Annotated in this window: 12 protein-coding genes; 1 reads left to right on the top strand and 11 read right to left on the bottom strand. The window is 66.7% G+C overall.

Annotation, left to right across the window (positions count from 1 at the left end):
• Positions 1–8 precede the first annotated feature (8 nt).
• From BAU07_RS21845 to tssA, 11 genes are all read right to left on the bottom strand, one after another.
• Positions 9–413 carry a DUF2195 family protein gene (locus BAU07_RS21845; RefSeq protein ID WP_198168833.1) on the bottom strand — a complete coding sequence of 135 codons (405 nt, stop codon included), beginning with the start codon at positions 411–413 and terminating at the stop codon, positions 9–11.
• Positions 403–924, bottom strand: a complete 522-nt coding sequence (locus tag BAU07_RS21840) for a tlde1 domain-containing protein (protein ID WP_084025913.1) — start codon at positions 922–924, stop codon at positions 403–405. Before BAU07_RS21840 ends, BAU07_RS21845 begins: the two co-directional genes overlap by 11 nt.
• Positions 921–2,024: a type VI secretion system baseplate subunit TssG gene (tssG, locus tag BAU07_RS21835; RefSeq protein ID WP_066662428.1), complete on the bottom strand. Its 1,104-nt coding sequence runs from the start codon at positions 2,022–2,024 to the stop codon at positions 921–923. Before tssG ends, BAU07_RS21840 begins: the two co-directional genes overlap by 4 nt.
• The gene (locus BAU07_RS21830; RefSeq protein WP_066662426.1) at positions 1,999–2,658 is read right to left on the bottom strand and encodes a DUF3540 domain-containing protein; all 660 of its coding nucleotides are present in this window, start codon (positions 2,656–2,658) and stop codon (positions 1,999–2,001) included. Before BAU07_RS21830 ends, tssG begins: the two co-directional genes overlap by 26 nt.
• Positions 2,659–2,687: 29 nt before the next feature.
• On the bottom strand, positions 2,688–4,589 hold the full coding sequence (gene tssF / locus BAU07_RS21825; RefSeq protein ID WP_066665625.1) for a type VI secretion system baseplate subunit TssF: 1,902 nt from the start codon (positions 4,587–4,589) through the stop codon (positions 2,688–2,690).
• Positions 4,589–5,146 (bottom strand): type VI secretion system baseplate subunit TssE, encoded by a 558-nt coding sequence (tssE, locus tag BAU07_RS21820; protein WP_066662423.1) that lies wholly within the window; start codon positions 5,144–5,146, stop codon positions 4,589–4,591. The genes tssF and tssE overlap by 1 nt, the downstream gene beginning before the upstream one ends.
• Positions 5,146–5,964, bottom strand: a complete 819-nt coding sequence (locus BAU07_RS21815) for a type VI secretion system accessory protein TagJ (protein WP_066662420.1) — start codon at positions 5,962–5,964, stop codon at positions 5,146–5,148. Before BAU07_RS21815 ends, tssE begins: the two co-directional genes overlap by 1 nt.
• A 4-nt stretch (positions 5,965–5,968) precedes the next feature.
• Positions 5,969–6,457 carry an Hcp family type VI secretion system effector gene (locus BAU07_RS21810; protein ID WP_066662417.1) on the bottom strand — a complete coding sequence of 163 codons (489 nt, stop codon included), beginning with the start codon at positions 6,455–6,457 and terminating at the stop codon, positions 5,969–5,971.
• 111 nt (positions 6,458–6,568) lie between these two features.
• The gene (gene tssC, locus BAU07_RS21805; protein ID WP_066662403.1) at positions 6,569–8,071 is read right to left on the bottom strand and encodes a type VI secretion system contractile sheath large subunit; all 1,503 of its coding nucleotides are present in this window, start codon (positions 8,069–8,071) and stop codon (positions 6,569–6,571) included.
• A gap of 18 nt (positions 8,072–8,089) precedes the next feature.
• Complete coding sequence (gene tssB / locus BAU07_RS21800; RefSeq protein WP_066662400.1) at positions 8,090–8,644, bottom strand: type VI secretion system contractile sheath small subunit; 555 nt, start codon at positions 8,642–8,644, stop codon at positions 8,090–8,092.
• 55 nt (positions 8,645–8,699) lie between these two features.
• Positions 8,700–9,773, bottom strand: a complete 1,074-nt coding sequence (gene tssA, locus BAU07_RS21795) for a type VI secretion system protein TssA (RefSeq protein ID WP_066662397.1) — start codon at positions 9,771–9,773, stop codon at positions 8,700–8,702.
• Between the two features lie 492 nt (positions 9,774–10,265).
• On the opposite strand from tssA, the gene BAU07_RS21790 reads away from it, so the two are divergent.
• The gene (locus BAU07_RS21790) at positions 10,266–12,650 is read left to right on the top strand and encodes a type VI secretion system Vgr family protein (RefSeq protein ID WP_066662394.1); all 2,385 of its coding nucleotides are present in this window, start codon (positions 10,266–10,268) and stop codon (positions 12,648–12,650) included.
• The last annotated feature ends 7 nt before the right edge of the window (positions 12,651–12,657 follow it).

Below are 12,657 nucleotides of genomic sequence, written 5' to 3'. Positions count from 1 at the left end.
GCGGGCGTTCAGTCGGCGGGGGCGCAATGCAGGGACAGCGCGATGGGGCGATCGCCGACCAGGCGTGTATCGCTGGCCAGCGTCAGCGTGCGCGTGCCGGACGACGTGGCGCCGAAGCGCCCCTGTTGCAGCGCGCTGCGCCGTCCGCCTTCCAGCACGACCTCGGCGCGGTAGTCCAGCATGGCCGACGTGCAGCCGCATGCGCCCACGGGCTTGTTCACGTCCAGGGCGATGTCCTGCAGCAGCATGCCGCCGGTCGTCGTGCGCAGGCCGGGCCGGATCGCAAGGCAGGCCTGCAGCGGGTTGTCGAGCGTCAGCGGCGCGACCGGCGCGGCATGGGCGGACCCGGGGGCCAGGGCCACCAGCGCCGCCAGGGTGGCCAGCGCCGCAGGGATCGGGGCCTTATTGGACACGTGTGCCTCCATAGGTGGTGCGGCCGGCTACGTACTCCACCTTCAGGATCATGGATACGCGCTGGCTGCTGCGCACGTAGGTGCGCAGCAAGGGGAAGATGCGGCCCTCGACCTCGATGCAGCCGTGGCTGTAGCCCTTGATCGAATCGTGCAGGTAGAAGCCGCCGCGCGCCGGTGTGCACCGGTTGCGTGTCGCCGCGTCCGCGGGCTCCATGCGAGCGCGGTTCCAGCCCCAGTTGGCCCAATACGGTTCGCACTCGCCGGCGGCGGTACCGCGCGGAATCGCCTGCACGCCCCAGGCGGGCTTCAGCGCGCACACATCGCGGCCGTCGTCCTGCGCCGGCCCGCGGTCGGCCAGCAGCACCTTGTAGTAGCCCGGCGGAATGGGGCCGCCGTCGCTGATGCAGAACTGGTCGGGCGTCTGGTGTCCCGGCATGCCGCTGCTGGCGCGGAATTTGCCATGGCCCGGCCAGTCCAGCAGCTGGCCGTCATAGAACATGTCGTGCTTCACTGCGTCGTCTCCTCGGTGGGCGGTTGGGGGGCGGTGGGAACGCGGCGCGCGATGCGCGCGCGGCTTTCGTAGTCGAGCAGCAGGTCGCCGGCATCGCCCTGCGCCGGACGGCGCAGGCCCAGCCATGTCGCCAGCCCGAGCGGTTGGCGGGCGCCCAGGCTTACGCCGCCGGCCTCGCGCCGGTGCAACATGGGCCGCACGTCCCAGGCGAACTCCACGCCGATGTAATGCCGCACCCAATGCATCAGCTGCAGCGCCCGCTTGCCGCCCGGCAGGAAGGCGCCATACGCGGCGCGGTCCATGGGCCCGAGTTCGATGCGGAACTTGTGCTGTACATCGCGCACGGCCGCGCCCAGGACGGTGTCGCGTCCCAATCCCATGGGACTGCCCAGCGCCAGGCGCTGCGCGGGCTCCAGTCGTATCCACTGCGGCACGAACTCGTCGATGCGCACCGGCACCTGGAAATAGCCTTGCAGGATGTGCTTCAGGCCTTCCGGGTTGCGCGTCTGCCGCAGCAGATGGCCCGCCATGAAGTATTTGGCGTGGTCGCCGACCGTATCGCGCCGCCGCATCGATGGCAGGCCCATATGCAGCAGGCTGGCGACATAGCGGGTATAGCCTTCGTCGCCGCGATCCAGGCTGACGGTACTCTGGGCGTCGGCCCAGGCTCGGTAGAACAGCAGGATGAGCCGGTGATGGAAGATGTCGGCGAACGCGGACAAAGTGCGGTCGCGGTAATGGTGCATGCGCTCGCGCGCATGCTCGGTCAGGTGCAGCGGCAGCGGGCCGTTCGGACCGAACAGGCCGAAGCTGTAGATGGACAGCTCCGGCGGCCGGCCCGGTTGCGCCGCGCGTGCAGCGGCCAGGGTCGAGGGCGCGAACGCCATCGAGGGCTCCTGGCGCAGGCGCACCGGCTCGTTGCGGGGCAGGGTGTCGCGTCCCAGCGGCGCGCGGCCGCCAGCGCGCGCATCGATCCAACGCAGCGTATTGAACAGGTCGTGCGCGTAGGGCGCATCTTCCAGGCCGCGCCAGAACTCCGCGGGCAGCGCGGGAGACCGCCGCTGTGCCACCGCGCTAGCCCATGTGGATCTGCTTGGCATCGACCTTCACCAGTTCGTGGCCGGTGACCAGGGTGTACTCGCCATGCAGGCGAACGGCCTGCTCGGCCTCGTAGTCCAGCGTGCCGGCGCGTACCTGTTCCACCTCCTGGATGGTGCGGAAGCTCAGCCGGCTGATCGTCGACAGGCGGTCGAGTACCGCCTCGCAGGCCTTGCCGATCAGGCGCGTCATGCCGACCGTGGCCTGGACCTCGGTCGCCACGTAGCGCATGCGATCCGTAACGCAGCGAGCGTCACTCGCTTGCAGCGAGAAGGCGGCAGTCTCCACGCGCACGGCGTCCTGTCCGCGCAGGGTCACTGCGCGGGGACTTTCCAGCGCCACGTCGCCGTCGGCCGAGCCCATGACCACATCGCCCGCCATCTCCAGCCGCGTGTGGCGCGGATCCGCCTGTTCGGTCACGGCGATCAGGTAGACGCGGCTGGGATCGGGCCCGCTGATCAGCACCTCGTCGCCTTGCGCCGGCACGAGCAGGCAGCTGGCGGCGCGGCGAGCGTGCCAGGCACGGCCATCGCATTCGACCCGATAGCGGCCGTCCTGCTCGCGGCCCGACACGCGCCCGAGCAAATGGACAGGATCGTAGACGGGGTGGGGGCGGGCTGCCGTGGCGGTCTTCATCTTGGGATTCCTCTCATGGGTATGGGCGCCTATACCGCCGGGCGGTCGCCCATGCGCGGTTTCCAGCGGGCGATCTCGCCGCGTTGCAGCGTGGACAGGACCAGCTCGGACATCATGTTGATCGACACGTGGCGGGCGAAGAACTTTTCCAGTACGGCGCCGAAGAGATAGGGACTGATGCCGGAGAAAGCGCCTTCGTCGACCTCCAGCGCGATGCGCACGCCGCGGCCGTAGACGATGGGGCCGGGCGTGGGCAGCCGGTGATGCACGGGCGTCGCGCGCACGTGGCGCACGCCGGCGATATGCTTGCGCACCGCCGGGTCGGCCAGGTTGCCGTAGATCGTCAGCATCTCGCGCAGCGTCTGCGCGCCGGCTTCGGTGTCCAGGTCGGTCAGGCTCAGGTAGTTCAGCCCCAGGTGGCTGATCAGGTGCCAGGTGGCGGCGTCTTCGGCCAGCGCGGGATGCGGCCGCGTCGGGCCATGCAGCACCTTGACCGCACTGACGGGGGCGGACACGCGCAAGGTCAGGTCGGTCGGCGTGCCCAGCGGCAGCAGGACCGCCAGGTCACGGTTGGTGCACAGCGTTTCCAGCGTCAGGTGGCGCAGCTGTCCGGAAAACGGGGCCTCGCGGCGGTCCACCAGCGACAGGTAGACCTCGCTGCCGGTGTAGCCGGTGCGCGTGCCGTTGCGGCGTGCGGCGTCGGAGATCAGCCGCGGTTCGCGCCGCATGGAGTAGTACGCCCCGTAGTCGTCGGGATCGCTGAAGACCGAGCCGTAGAAAGGGCGGAACTCCTGCTCCGGACGCTCCGCCGAGGCGTGGCCGGTAACGCGGGTGAGGCTGAATACTTCGTAGTCCAGCGGACGCGTGCGGTCCACCACGACGTGGTATTCCGAGGTGCGCGGCGTGATCGCGACGCGGTCGGCGCGCTTGGGGAACAGGTTGATCACCGGCGCGCAATGCAGGGGCAGGTTGTCGGCGGCGATGGCGCCTTCCAGTTCCGGCGCCGCAGCCGAGAACAGCAGGGTCAGCTCGAAGGCGCGCGTCTCGCGGCGTGTGCCGGATTCGACCGGCGTGCGCAGCCCGCGCTTCAGCCCATTGAGGCTGAAGAACAGGTAGCGGCGCGGGAAGGCGAAGTACTCCTGCAGCAGCCGGTATCCCTGGAACACCCGCGTGTCGGCCGGCAGCAAGGCCTGGTCGTCGTCGAAGCCTTCATGCCGCACGGCGCTGGCCGGCATGGCGTTGATCCAGGCCACGGGGCGGGTGCTGTCGTGGCCGAGCACGGCCAAGGTATGGCCCATGATGACCTCCAGCAGGCGCTGCATCTGCAGGTCCTGGCCGTTCAGGTAGAACGTCAACTGGTCCAGGTCCAGGTCTTCCAGGCGCGCGCCGCCTGCTACTTCCAGCCGTATGCGCAGGGCGCTCAGCACGCCACGCCCGCGGCCACCCAGGCCCAGGCGCGCCAGTGGCAGGTCGGGAGGCGGCGGGCCGAACGACGCGTCCACCACGCGCAACGGCCACAGCTTGACGCGGTGTCCGGTCATGAACTCGGCCGGCGTCTGCTCGCCGCGCGGGACCTTGCCGCGCAGCAGGGTGCCGCGCGGCAGTTCGAAGCCGCCGGCCAGCGTGCCTTCGTTCATGCTGGGGTCGAAGCGCACGACCGCCATGGCCGGCGTGGGCGCCAGATAGTTGGGATAGACGACTTCAAGCAGCCGCTGCGAAAAGCGCGGGAATTCGGCATCCATCTTCATGTGGATGCGCGCCGTCAGGAAGCTGAAGCCTTCCAGCAGGCGTTCGACATAGGGGTCCGCGACCTCCGTCGCGTGCATGCCCAACCGGCCCGCGACCTTGGGATAGTGCTGCGCGAACTCCGCCCCCAGTTCGCGCAGGTAGACGAGTTCGCGGTTGTAGTAGTCCAGCAGCCGCGTATCCATCAATAGCCCCCCAGGTCGCGCAGGTCCATATGGCCGCTCTCCAGGTCGATATCGGTACGGAACAGGAATTCCAGGGGATGCGGCACGCACCACAACATGCCCTTGATTTCGAGGCTCAGCACGTTGTGATGTTCCAGCGTGCCGGTATCCGTGACGCAGCGCACTTCGACCGAAGAGTCCAGGATGCGCGGCTCGAAGGCCGCGATGGCGCAGCGGATCGAGTCCTCGACGTCTATCCAGTCGATCTCCGACATGCGCTTGCCGGCCATCGCGTGCACGCCGAAGTTCACCACCGATCCGCTGGCGCGGGGATAGGGCGACAGGTCGTCGGTGGTTTCCAGGTTGACGGTGTTCAACAGCCAGCGTAGGTCGCGCAGCACGACCTCGCGCAGTTGCGCGTGGGTCAGCATGGAGGACTCGCGCGGTTCCTCGCGCTTGTTGGGCTCGTCATCCATCAGGCGGTCCAGCAGCGAAGGCTGCAGGCGGTCGCGGGCCGCGCGCTCGCCGCGCGGCAAGGGCTCCCAAGCGGGGACGGCGGCGCGATCGGCGGCGCCCATCAGTCGTGCTCCAGGACCCGTGTATCGAGCAGGGGGTGTTCGCCCTGGTCGGTGATCCATGTTTTCTGGCCCACGCCCGCGTAGCTGTCGCCGTGCAGCGGCACCCACTCCGTGACCCGGCCGAGCTTGACGCTGTCCGCCTGGTCGGCGAAGCGCTGGCCGCGCCCGGCCGGATAGCGCGCAGGAATCAAGCCATGCAGCACCCGGCCGTCGGCCAGCGTGATTTCCGCCTGTGCCCAGAGCAGGTCGCACAGGCCTTCGGGAGGCAGCAGGCGCGCCGCGCGCACATAGGAAAACGGCAACCACGCGTAGTGCTCGCCGGCGATGAACTCAAAGACCGGACCCAGCCGGCTGTCGCCATCGCCGATCCACTGGAAGGCTTGCGGCGCCGGCGAGGTGCCGGTGTGCAGGACGCCGGCCTTTGCGTCGGCCTCCTCCAGGGCGGCTGCGCGCAGGGCCGCCGATTCCGCAGGCGCGGTCGCGTCCTGGCGCAAGGCTTGCAACAGCATGTCGGCCCAGGGCGGCCGGGGACCGGGGAAAAAAGGCTCCGCCATGTCACCGGCGAGCACGGCTTCACGTCGACGTTCCGCCCCCATGGCGCGGTCGTACATCAGCGCCATGGGCGCGGCCTGCGGGTTGAGTTCCGCGCACAGCCGCAGTTGTTCGCCCGCCCGCTCCCATTCGGCGTCGGCGGCCAGCAACTGGAACAGTTGCGCGCGCAGGTCCGCGTCGCCGGGATGGCGGCGAATCTGCGCGGCGACCGTGTCCCGATGCCCGGACAGGCTGCCTTCCTGCAACGTGACGGCGGTCCTGGGCATGGGATCAGCCAACCTCCTTGTTCTGCTTGATGTCCCAGGCCACCAGCGTTTCGGCGCCCTTGCCGCCCTTGTCGGTCTGCTCCCAGTACTGCTGCTTGACCTTGGCGGCCTGGAAGGCATAGTTCACCAGCACGCCCGATTCCGATCCGCCGTCGCCGGACATCTGGACCGAGGACACCAGCACGTCCTCCAGCGTGATCTTGGAGTATTCGACCTGCGCGCCGCCCGCCTTGCACATCGACAGTTCGACCTTGCTCAGGTGCTTGCCGCTAGCACAATGCTTCATCACCGCGGGCGACGCCTTGTCGATGCGCGCCACGACATGCAGGTCGTTGAAGCTGGCCTTGCCGGCGCCCAATCCGCCGCCGCTGGCCATGTTGCCCGGTTGCGTGGCGCCCCACGAAAACGACAGGACGTCGCTCCAGTCCTTGTGGTTCGCGTCTTTCGACTCGCCATTGGCTCCGTCGATCTTCATGAAAATGTCAACAGCCACTTCCCTCTCCTAGTCAGATTCCAGTGAAAGTCCTGCTTGGATGAACAGCCAGCCAGCCGCGCGGCGCAAAACCCCGCGGATGCCTGTCCTTGCGTGTGCCCTGGCCGGGCGCTAGCCCTCGTTCTGCTTGAGCGACGGCAGCTTGGAGACGAGCCGCAGCGACACGGTCAGCCCTTCGAGCTGGTAGTGCGGCCGCAGGAAAAACTTGGCGGAGTAATACCCGGGGTTGTCCTCGATCTCCTGTACCTGCACCTCGGCGGCGGCCAGCGGCTTGCGCGCCTTGGTTTCCTGGGAGGAGTTCACCGGGTCGCCGTCGACATAGTTCATGATCCAGTCGTTCAGCCAGCGCTCCATGTCGTTGCGCTCGCGGAAGGAACCGATCTTGTCGCGCACGATGCACTTCAGGTAATGCGCGAAGCGGCAGCAGGCGAACAGATAGGGCAGGCGCGCGGACAGCTTGGCGTTGGCGGCCGCGTCGGCGTCGTAGTAGTCCTGCGGCTTCTGCAGGGACTGGGCGCCGATGAAGGCCGCGAAGTCGGAGTTCTTGCGGTGCACCAGCGGCATGAAGCCGTTCTTGGCCAGTTCAGCCTCGCGACGGTCGCTGATGGCGATTTCCGTCGGGCACTTCATGTCCACGCCGCCGTCGTCGGTGGGGAAGGTGTGGCAAGGCAGGTTCTCCACCGCGCCGCCCGACTCCACGCCGCGTATGGACGTACACCAGCCGTACAGCTTGAACGAGCGGTTGATGTTGGCCGCCATGGCATAGGCGGAATTGGCCCAGGTATAGCGGTCGTGGCTGGCGCCGTCGGTGTCTTCCTCGAAGTCGAAATCGTCGACGGGATTGGTGCGCGCGCCGTAGGGCAGGCGGGCCAGGAAGCGCGGCATGGCCAGGCCGATATAGCGCGCGTCTTCCGATTCGCGCAGGCTGCGCCAGGCGGCGTATTCGGTATTGGTGAAGATCTTGGTCAGGTCGCGCGGATTGGCCAGCTCCTGCCACGAATCCATCTGCATGACATTGGGCGACGCTCCCGCAATGAACGGACAGTGCGCCGCCGCGGAGATGCGGGCCATCTCGCCCAGCAGTTCGACGTCCGGCGGGCTGTGGTCGAAGTAGTAGTCGCCGACCAGGCAGCCGACCGGCTCGCCGCCGAACTGGCCGTACTCTTCCTCGTAGACGCGCTTGAAGATCGGGCTCTGGTCCCAGCCCACGCCCTTGTGGCGCTTGAGCGTGCGGCCCAGCTCCTGCTTGGAGATGCACATCACGCGGATCTTCAGCAGCTCGTCGGTCTCGGTGTTCGATACCAGGTAATGCAATCCGCGCCACGCGCCTTCCAGTTGCTGGAAGTCCGCCTGGTGCATGATGACGTTGATCTGCTCGGACATCTTGCGGTCGATCTCCGCGATGATGGCCTGGATGGTTCGGTAGGCGTCCGAGGAAAGCCCCACCCCGCTGTTCTGCAGCGCCTGGTGGGCCAGGGTGCGTACCGCGTGCTCCACCGCCTCGCGCGCCTGCTCGGTCTTGGGCTTGAACTCCTTCTTCAGCAGGGCGGACAGGTCGTCCGCTTCCAGTGCCGGGTCGGCGCGGTTGTCGGCGCGTTGGGCCATCGCAGTCATGGCGTTCTCCATGGTGTGTCAGTTGGCGCCGGCCGCGGGCGCGGCGTCATCGGCATCGGATGCGCGATCCGCCGGCTTGGGCGCGGCGGCCAGCGCGTTCAGCAGCGCCGGGTTTTCCAGCACCTTGCCGATCAGTTCCTCCGCGCCGGTCTTGCCGTCCATGTAGGTCAGCAGGTTGGCCAGTTGCGTGCGCGCGCTGAGCAGTTCGTTCAGCGGACCCACCTTGCGCGCCACCGTGGCGGGGGAAAAGTCGTCGATGCTCTCGAACGTAATGTCCACGCTCAGGTTGCCCTCGCCGGTCAGGGTGTTGGGCACCTGGTAGGCGACGCGCGGACGGATGGACTTCATGCGTTCGTCGAAGTTGTCGATGTCGATGTTGAGGAACTTGCGTTCGCCGATATCCGGCTGCGGCGAGTCGGAACGGCCTGCCAGGTCGGCCAGCACGCCCATCACGAACGGCAACTGGACCTTGCGCTCGGCGCCATAGATTTCGACGTCGTATTCGATCTGCACGCGCGGCGCACGATTGCGCGCGATGAACTTCTGGCCGCTGCCTTTCAAGGTGGTTGTCATGCTTGGTCTCCTGCGGGTGCTGGTGCTGGAATAGGAAACGCGCGACGGAGCCGCGCTAGGGCGCGCCGCCCGCGTCCTTGGGTAGCCACGCTTCGAACTGTTCCAGTCCTTGCGGCGCCAGGTTGCGGATGATGTCGTGAAAGCTCATGGCGATAAGCTGCTGCGCCCGCCGTATCAGATAGGGCGCGGGATGGCTGGGCTCGTGCACCTCGAAGTAGCTGCAGACCTTGGTCAACATGGCGGCCGCCTCTTCGCGCGAGTGGATCTGCGCATCCTGCCAGCGCACGGGGCCCTGCGTGTCCGCCTTGCGCGCGTGCTGCCCACTGGCCGCTTCGTCGATCGCATCGGCCCGTTCCGCGCCGCTGTCCGCCATCGTGGCGTCCGTGTTTTCCTGCGCGCCCCCGGTATGCGGCGCGTTGTCCAACCCCTGGGTCACGACGTCGAGCGTGCGCAGGATCAGCCGGTAGTCCGGCACCCATTCGCGGCCCAGCCGGTTGGCCACCAGGTCCTGAATGCGGCGCAGGGCGTGCGCGGCGGACAGCAGTGCAAGCAGATTGGGCTGCTGCTCCAGCCACGCCTGGCGCAATTGTTCGGTAAGCCGCGCGCGCCCGCCCGGGTAGGATTCGGTCGCGGCGCGGCTGCCATCCAGCACGGCCTCGGCCTCGCGCAGGGTCAGGTGCCCGTGCACGCCGTCGATAAGGCGCGCCGAGCGCGCGCTGCGTCCGCAGCCCTGCGCGTCGCCCAGCGAGGCCAATGCATTCATGCGCGGCAGCGGATCGTTTTCGCCGACGCTGTCCAGGCGTGGATGCACCGCGTCCCAATAGCGTTCCAGTGCATCGACGCTGAGCCGCAGCCCATCCGCATAGCCGGGCAGCCCGCGCGTTTCCGTCCACGCGCGCGTCAGGTGCCCGATCACGCGCAGGTCGCGGGTGCGTTCGAGCAGCGCGCGCGCCTGCTTCTCGACCTCGCGCCAGTCCGGCGGTTGCGCGGGGATGATGGTGGTCCCGAACTGTTGCTCGCTGCGCTCCGCGGCGGCCTGTTGCAGCCGCAGGAAATCCGCGTCGTATTCGAGGTCCTCGCCGCATGGCAGGCGAGGGTCGAGCGCACTCAGGATATCGGCGAATTCCATGGTCATTTTATTGATCGATGTGCAACGCTTCAGGGGCCGGAAGGCGCTTTCGCTTCTTGTCTCCTCCACGGAATGCGCATTCTATGCAGGCGAAATCGTCTGACTATGGCAACTCACACGCTCTGTATCTTCTTACCGATTCTTAACAATCCAGAAAGGTTTAGAACACTTTCGCCGCTCGAAAATTGACGTCTTGTAATGATCCTTACGTATGTGGCCAATTCGTACGGGGTCGAAGACAAATAATGCAACGATGGCGAAGAATTATCCTTACCATCGTTAACCCTTACGGGTGTCAAAGCATTTCAAATAAGTAAAAAACACAATTGCTTGTGATACCGCTTCTCCGCGTCTTGCGGGCTGTTTAGAATCGCCGATCTCGCGCGTCGGGCAGCGTTGGACGCGGCGATTCCCATGCCGGGCGGCCCTTCCCATATGTAGAAAAACAGGGCGCGCCGCGGGCAGGATGCTTTCTCACAGGGAGACAATGCGATGGACCGCATGGTGGAGAGGGATCGGATCGTCAAGGCGCATACGCCGCTGCCGCCTGAGCAATTGCGGTTTTATGCCATGCACGGCGACGAGGGCCTTTCCCGCCTTTTCGAGTTCGAGGTCGACCTGGTCTCCGAGTCGTACACGCTGGACATGAAGGCACTGCTGGGCAAGCCGATGACACTGGAGATCGAGGCCGCGGATACGCCGCGTTTCCTGAATGGCGAGATCACCCGCTGCGTGCTGGTGGGCCGGGCAGGGAGCGATTCGCGCCAATACATTTATCGCGCAACGCTGCGCCCATGGCTGTGGTACCTGACGCAGACCTCCGACAACAAGATCTTCCAGAACAAGAGCGCGCCGGATGTGATCCGCGAGGTGCTGAAGGACTACAAGTACCCGGTGGAGTTCAAACTGGTGGACCGCTATCGGAGCTGGGAATACTGCGTGCAGTACCAGGAAACCGATTTTGCCTTCGTAAGCCGGCTGATGGAGCACGAAGGCATCTATTACTGGTTCCGCCACGACCGGGACAAGCACACGCTGGTGCTGACGGACGACGTAACGCAGCATGACGCCGCGCCGGGCTACGAACGCGTTCCCTACTATGGTCCCGAACGCAGCGCGGTGCCGCGCGAAGACTACGTCTACGAATGGGAAGTCGCCGAGCAGATCACCCCGGGCGCCTTCGCCACCACCGACTACCATCCCCTGACGCCCGCCGCCAGCCTGGAGGCGCGTCGCAACAATCCCGGCTCGCACGACAACGGCGACCTCGAGATGTTCGAATGGCAGGGCGGCTACACCGATCCCGAGGACGCCGAGCACTACACCCGCGTCCGGCTGGAGGCCTTGCAATGCCAGCGCGAACAGGGGCGCGGGTCCTGCAACGTCCGCGGGCTGGCCAGCGGGCGTCTGTTCTCGCTGCGCAACCATCCTCGCCAGGCGGAGAACCGCGAATACCTCGTCGTCGGCACCTACTACCGTATCCGCGAGAGCGGCTATACCACCGGGGCCGGGGAGCCTGCCACCTTCGACATCGACTTCGTCGTGCTGCCGTCCAGCACGCAATTCCGCGCGCCGCGGATCACACCGATTCCGCATACGCATGGACCGCAGACGGCAACCGTGGTCGGCAAGCAGGGCGAGGAGATATGGACCGACAAGATGGGCCGCGTGAAGGTCCAGTTCCACTGGGACCGCTACGGGCAGAAGGACGAGAACAGCTCCTGCTGGGTACGCGTGTCCAGTCCCTGGGCAGGCGGCGGCTTCGGTGGCATCCAGCTGCCGCGCGTCAACGACGAGGTCGTGGTCGACTTCATCGGCGGGCAACCGGACCGGCCCATCGTCATCGGCCGCGTGTACAACGCCAACAACCTGCCGCCCTGGGACCTGCCGGACAATGCCACGCAGAGCGGTTTCCTGAGCCGCTCCAAGAACGGCACGCCGGCCACCGCCAATGCCTTGATGTTCGAGGATCGGCCAGGCGCCGAACGGATCTGGGTACATGCCGAACGCAACCTGCATACCGAGGTCGAGGCCGACGAGTTGCACACCACCGACGGGACGCGGACCACGGTCATCGGCGGCAATGACGCCAAGCGCGTCCTGTGCAACCGCGATATCCATGTGACGGGCACCGACACGCTGACGGTGTGCGAGACGCGCACGGTGAATGTGACGGGCCACGAGGACTACACGGTGAAGGCGTCGCGCACGGTGCACGTGCAGGACGGACTGATGGACGAGAAGTTCGACAATGGCCTGAAGACCACGGTCGCCGCCGGCGGCGAAACCCGCGAGATCAAGGGCCTGTTCCAGGAAACCCTGAAATCCGGCGAGACCGTGATCGTCGAAAGCGGCGACGCGCTGCACGACGTGCAGTCCGGCACGCTGACCGCCAAGGCCAAGGGCAAGGTCGTCGTGAAATCCGAATCGGGCGCGCTGGACGCCACCGCGCCGCAGAAGGTCCTGGTCGAATCCACGGGCGACGCCATGGATCTGAAGGCGCAGGGCAAGGTGTTGCTCAAGTCCAGCGGCGACGCCATGGACCTGCAGGCCGATTCGGATATCACGCTCACCTCGCCGACCAACATCGTGCTGAACGCGCCGTCGGTGAAGAACATGGCGAACGGCCAGTGGTTGACCACCACGCCCTATAGCGTCGCGCTTTCCGGCGCCAAGGCGGAATTCGGCGGCTGGCGAGTCGCCCTGTTCCGCACCACGGTCATGTTGAACCTGTCCTTCACCAACTATTCCGTCATCAGCAACATCGGCATGGTGGCGTCCTACCGCACCACCGGGCAGGGCTATTCCTTCGATGCGCTGAAGGCGCAGCAGGTCGGCCTGGGCGCGTCCATGGTTGGTCTTTTCAGCATCCTCTAGCGTGAAC

The organism is Bordetella flabilis, assembly GCF_001676725.1.
Lineage (GTDB): Bacteria > Pseudomonadota > Gammaproteobacteria > Burkholderiales > Burkholderiaceae_B > Bordetella_C > Bordetella_C flabilis.
Note: the sequence above shows the minus strand (reverse complement) of the source record. Positions and strands in the feature narration are given on the sequence as shown.

Excerpts from the sequence above, each read along its gene's own strand:
- tssG (WP_066662428.1), bottom strand. The coding sequence starts at position 2,024 with ATGCCAAGCAGATCCACATGGGCTAGCGCGGTGGCACAGCGGCGGTCT.
- tssE (WP_066662423.1), bottom strand. The coding sequence starts at position 5,146 with ATGGGCGCCGCCGATCGCGCCGCCGTCCCCGCTTGGGAGCCCTTGCCG.
- BAU07_RS21790 (WP_066662394.1), top strand. The coding sequence starts at position 10,266 with ATGGACCGCATGGTGGAGAGGGATCGGATCGTCAAGGCGCATACGCCG.
- tssA (WP_066662397.1), bottom strand. The coding sequence starts at position 9,773 with ATGGAATTCGCCGATATCCTGAGTGCGCTCGACCCTCGCCTGCCATGC.
- BAU07_RS21830 (WP_066662426.1), bottom strand. The coding sequence starts at position 2,658 with ATGAAGACCGCCACGGCAGCCCGCCCCCACCCCGTCTACGATCCTGTC.
- tssF (WP_066665625.1), bottom strand. The coding sequence starts at position 4,589 with ATGGATACGCGGCTGCTGGACTACTACAACCGCGAACTCGTCTACCTG.
- BAU07_RS21815 (WP_066662420.1), bottom strand. The coding sequence starts at position 5,964 with ATGCCCAGGACCGCCGTCACGTTGCAGGAAGGCAGCCTGTCCGGGCAT.
- tssB (WP_066662400.1), bottom strand. The coding sequence starts at position 8,644 with ATGACAACCACCTTGAAAGGCAGCGGCCAGAAGTTCATCGCGCGCAAT.
- tssC (WP_066662403.1), bottom strand. The coding sequence starts at position 8,071 with ATGACTGCGATGGCCCAACGCGCCGACAACCGCGCCGACCCGGCACTG.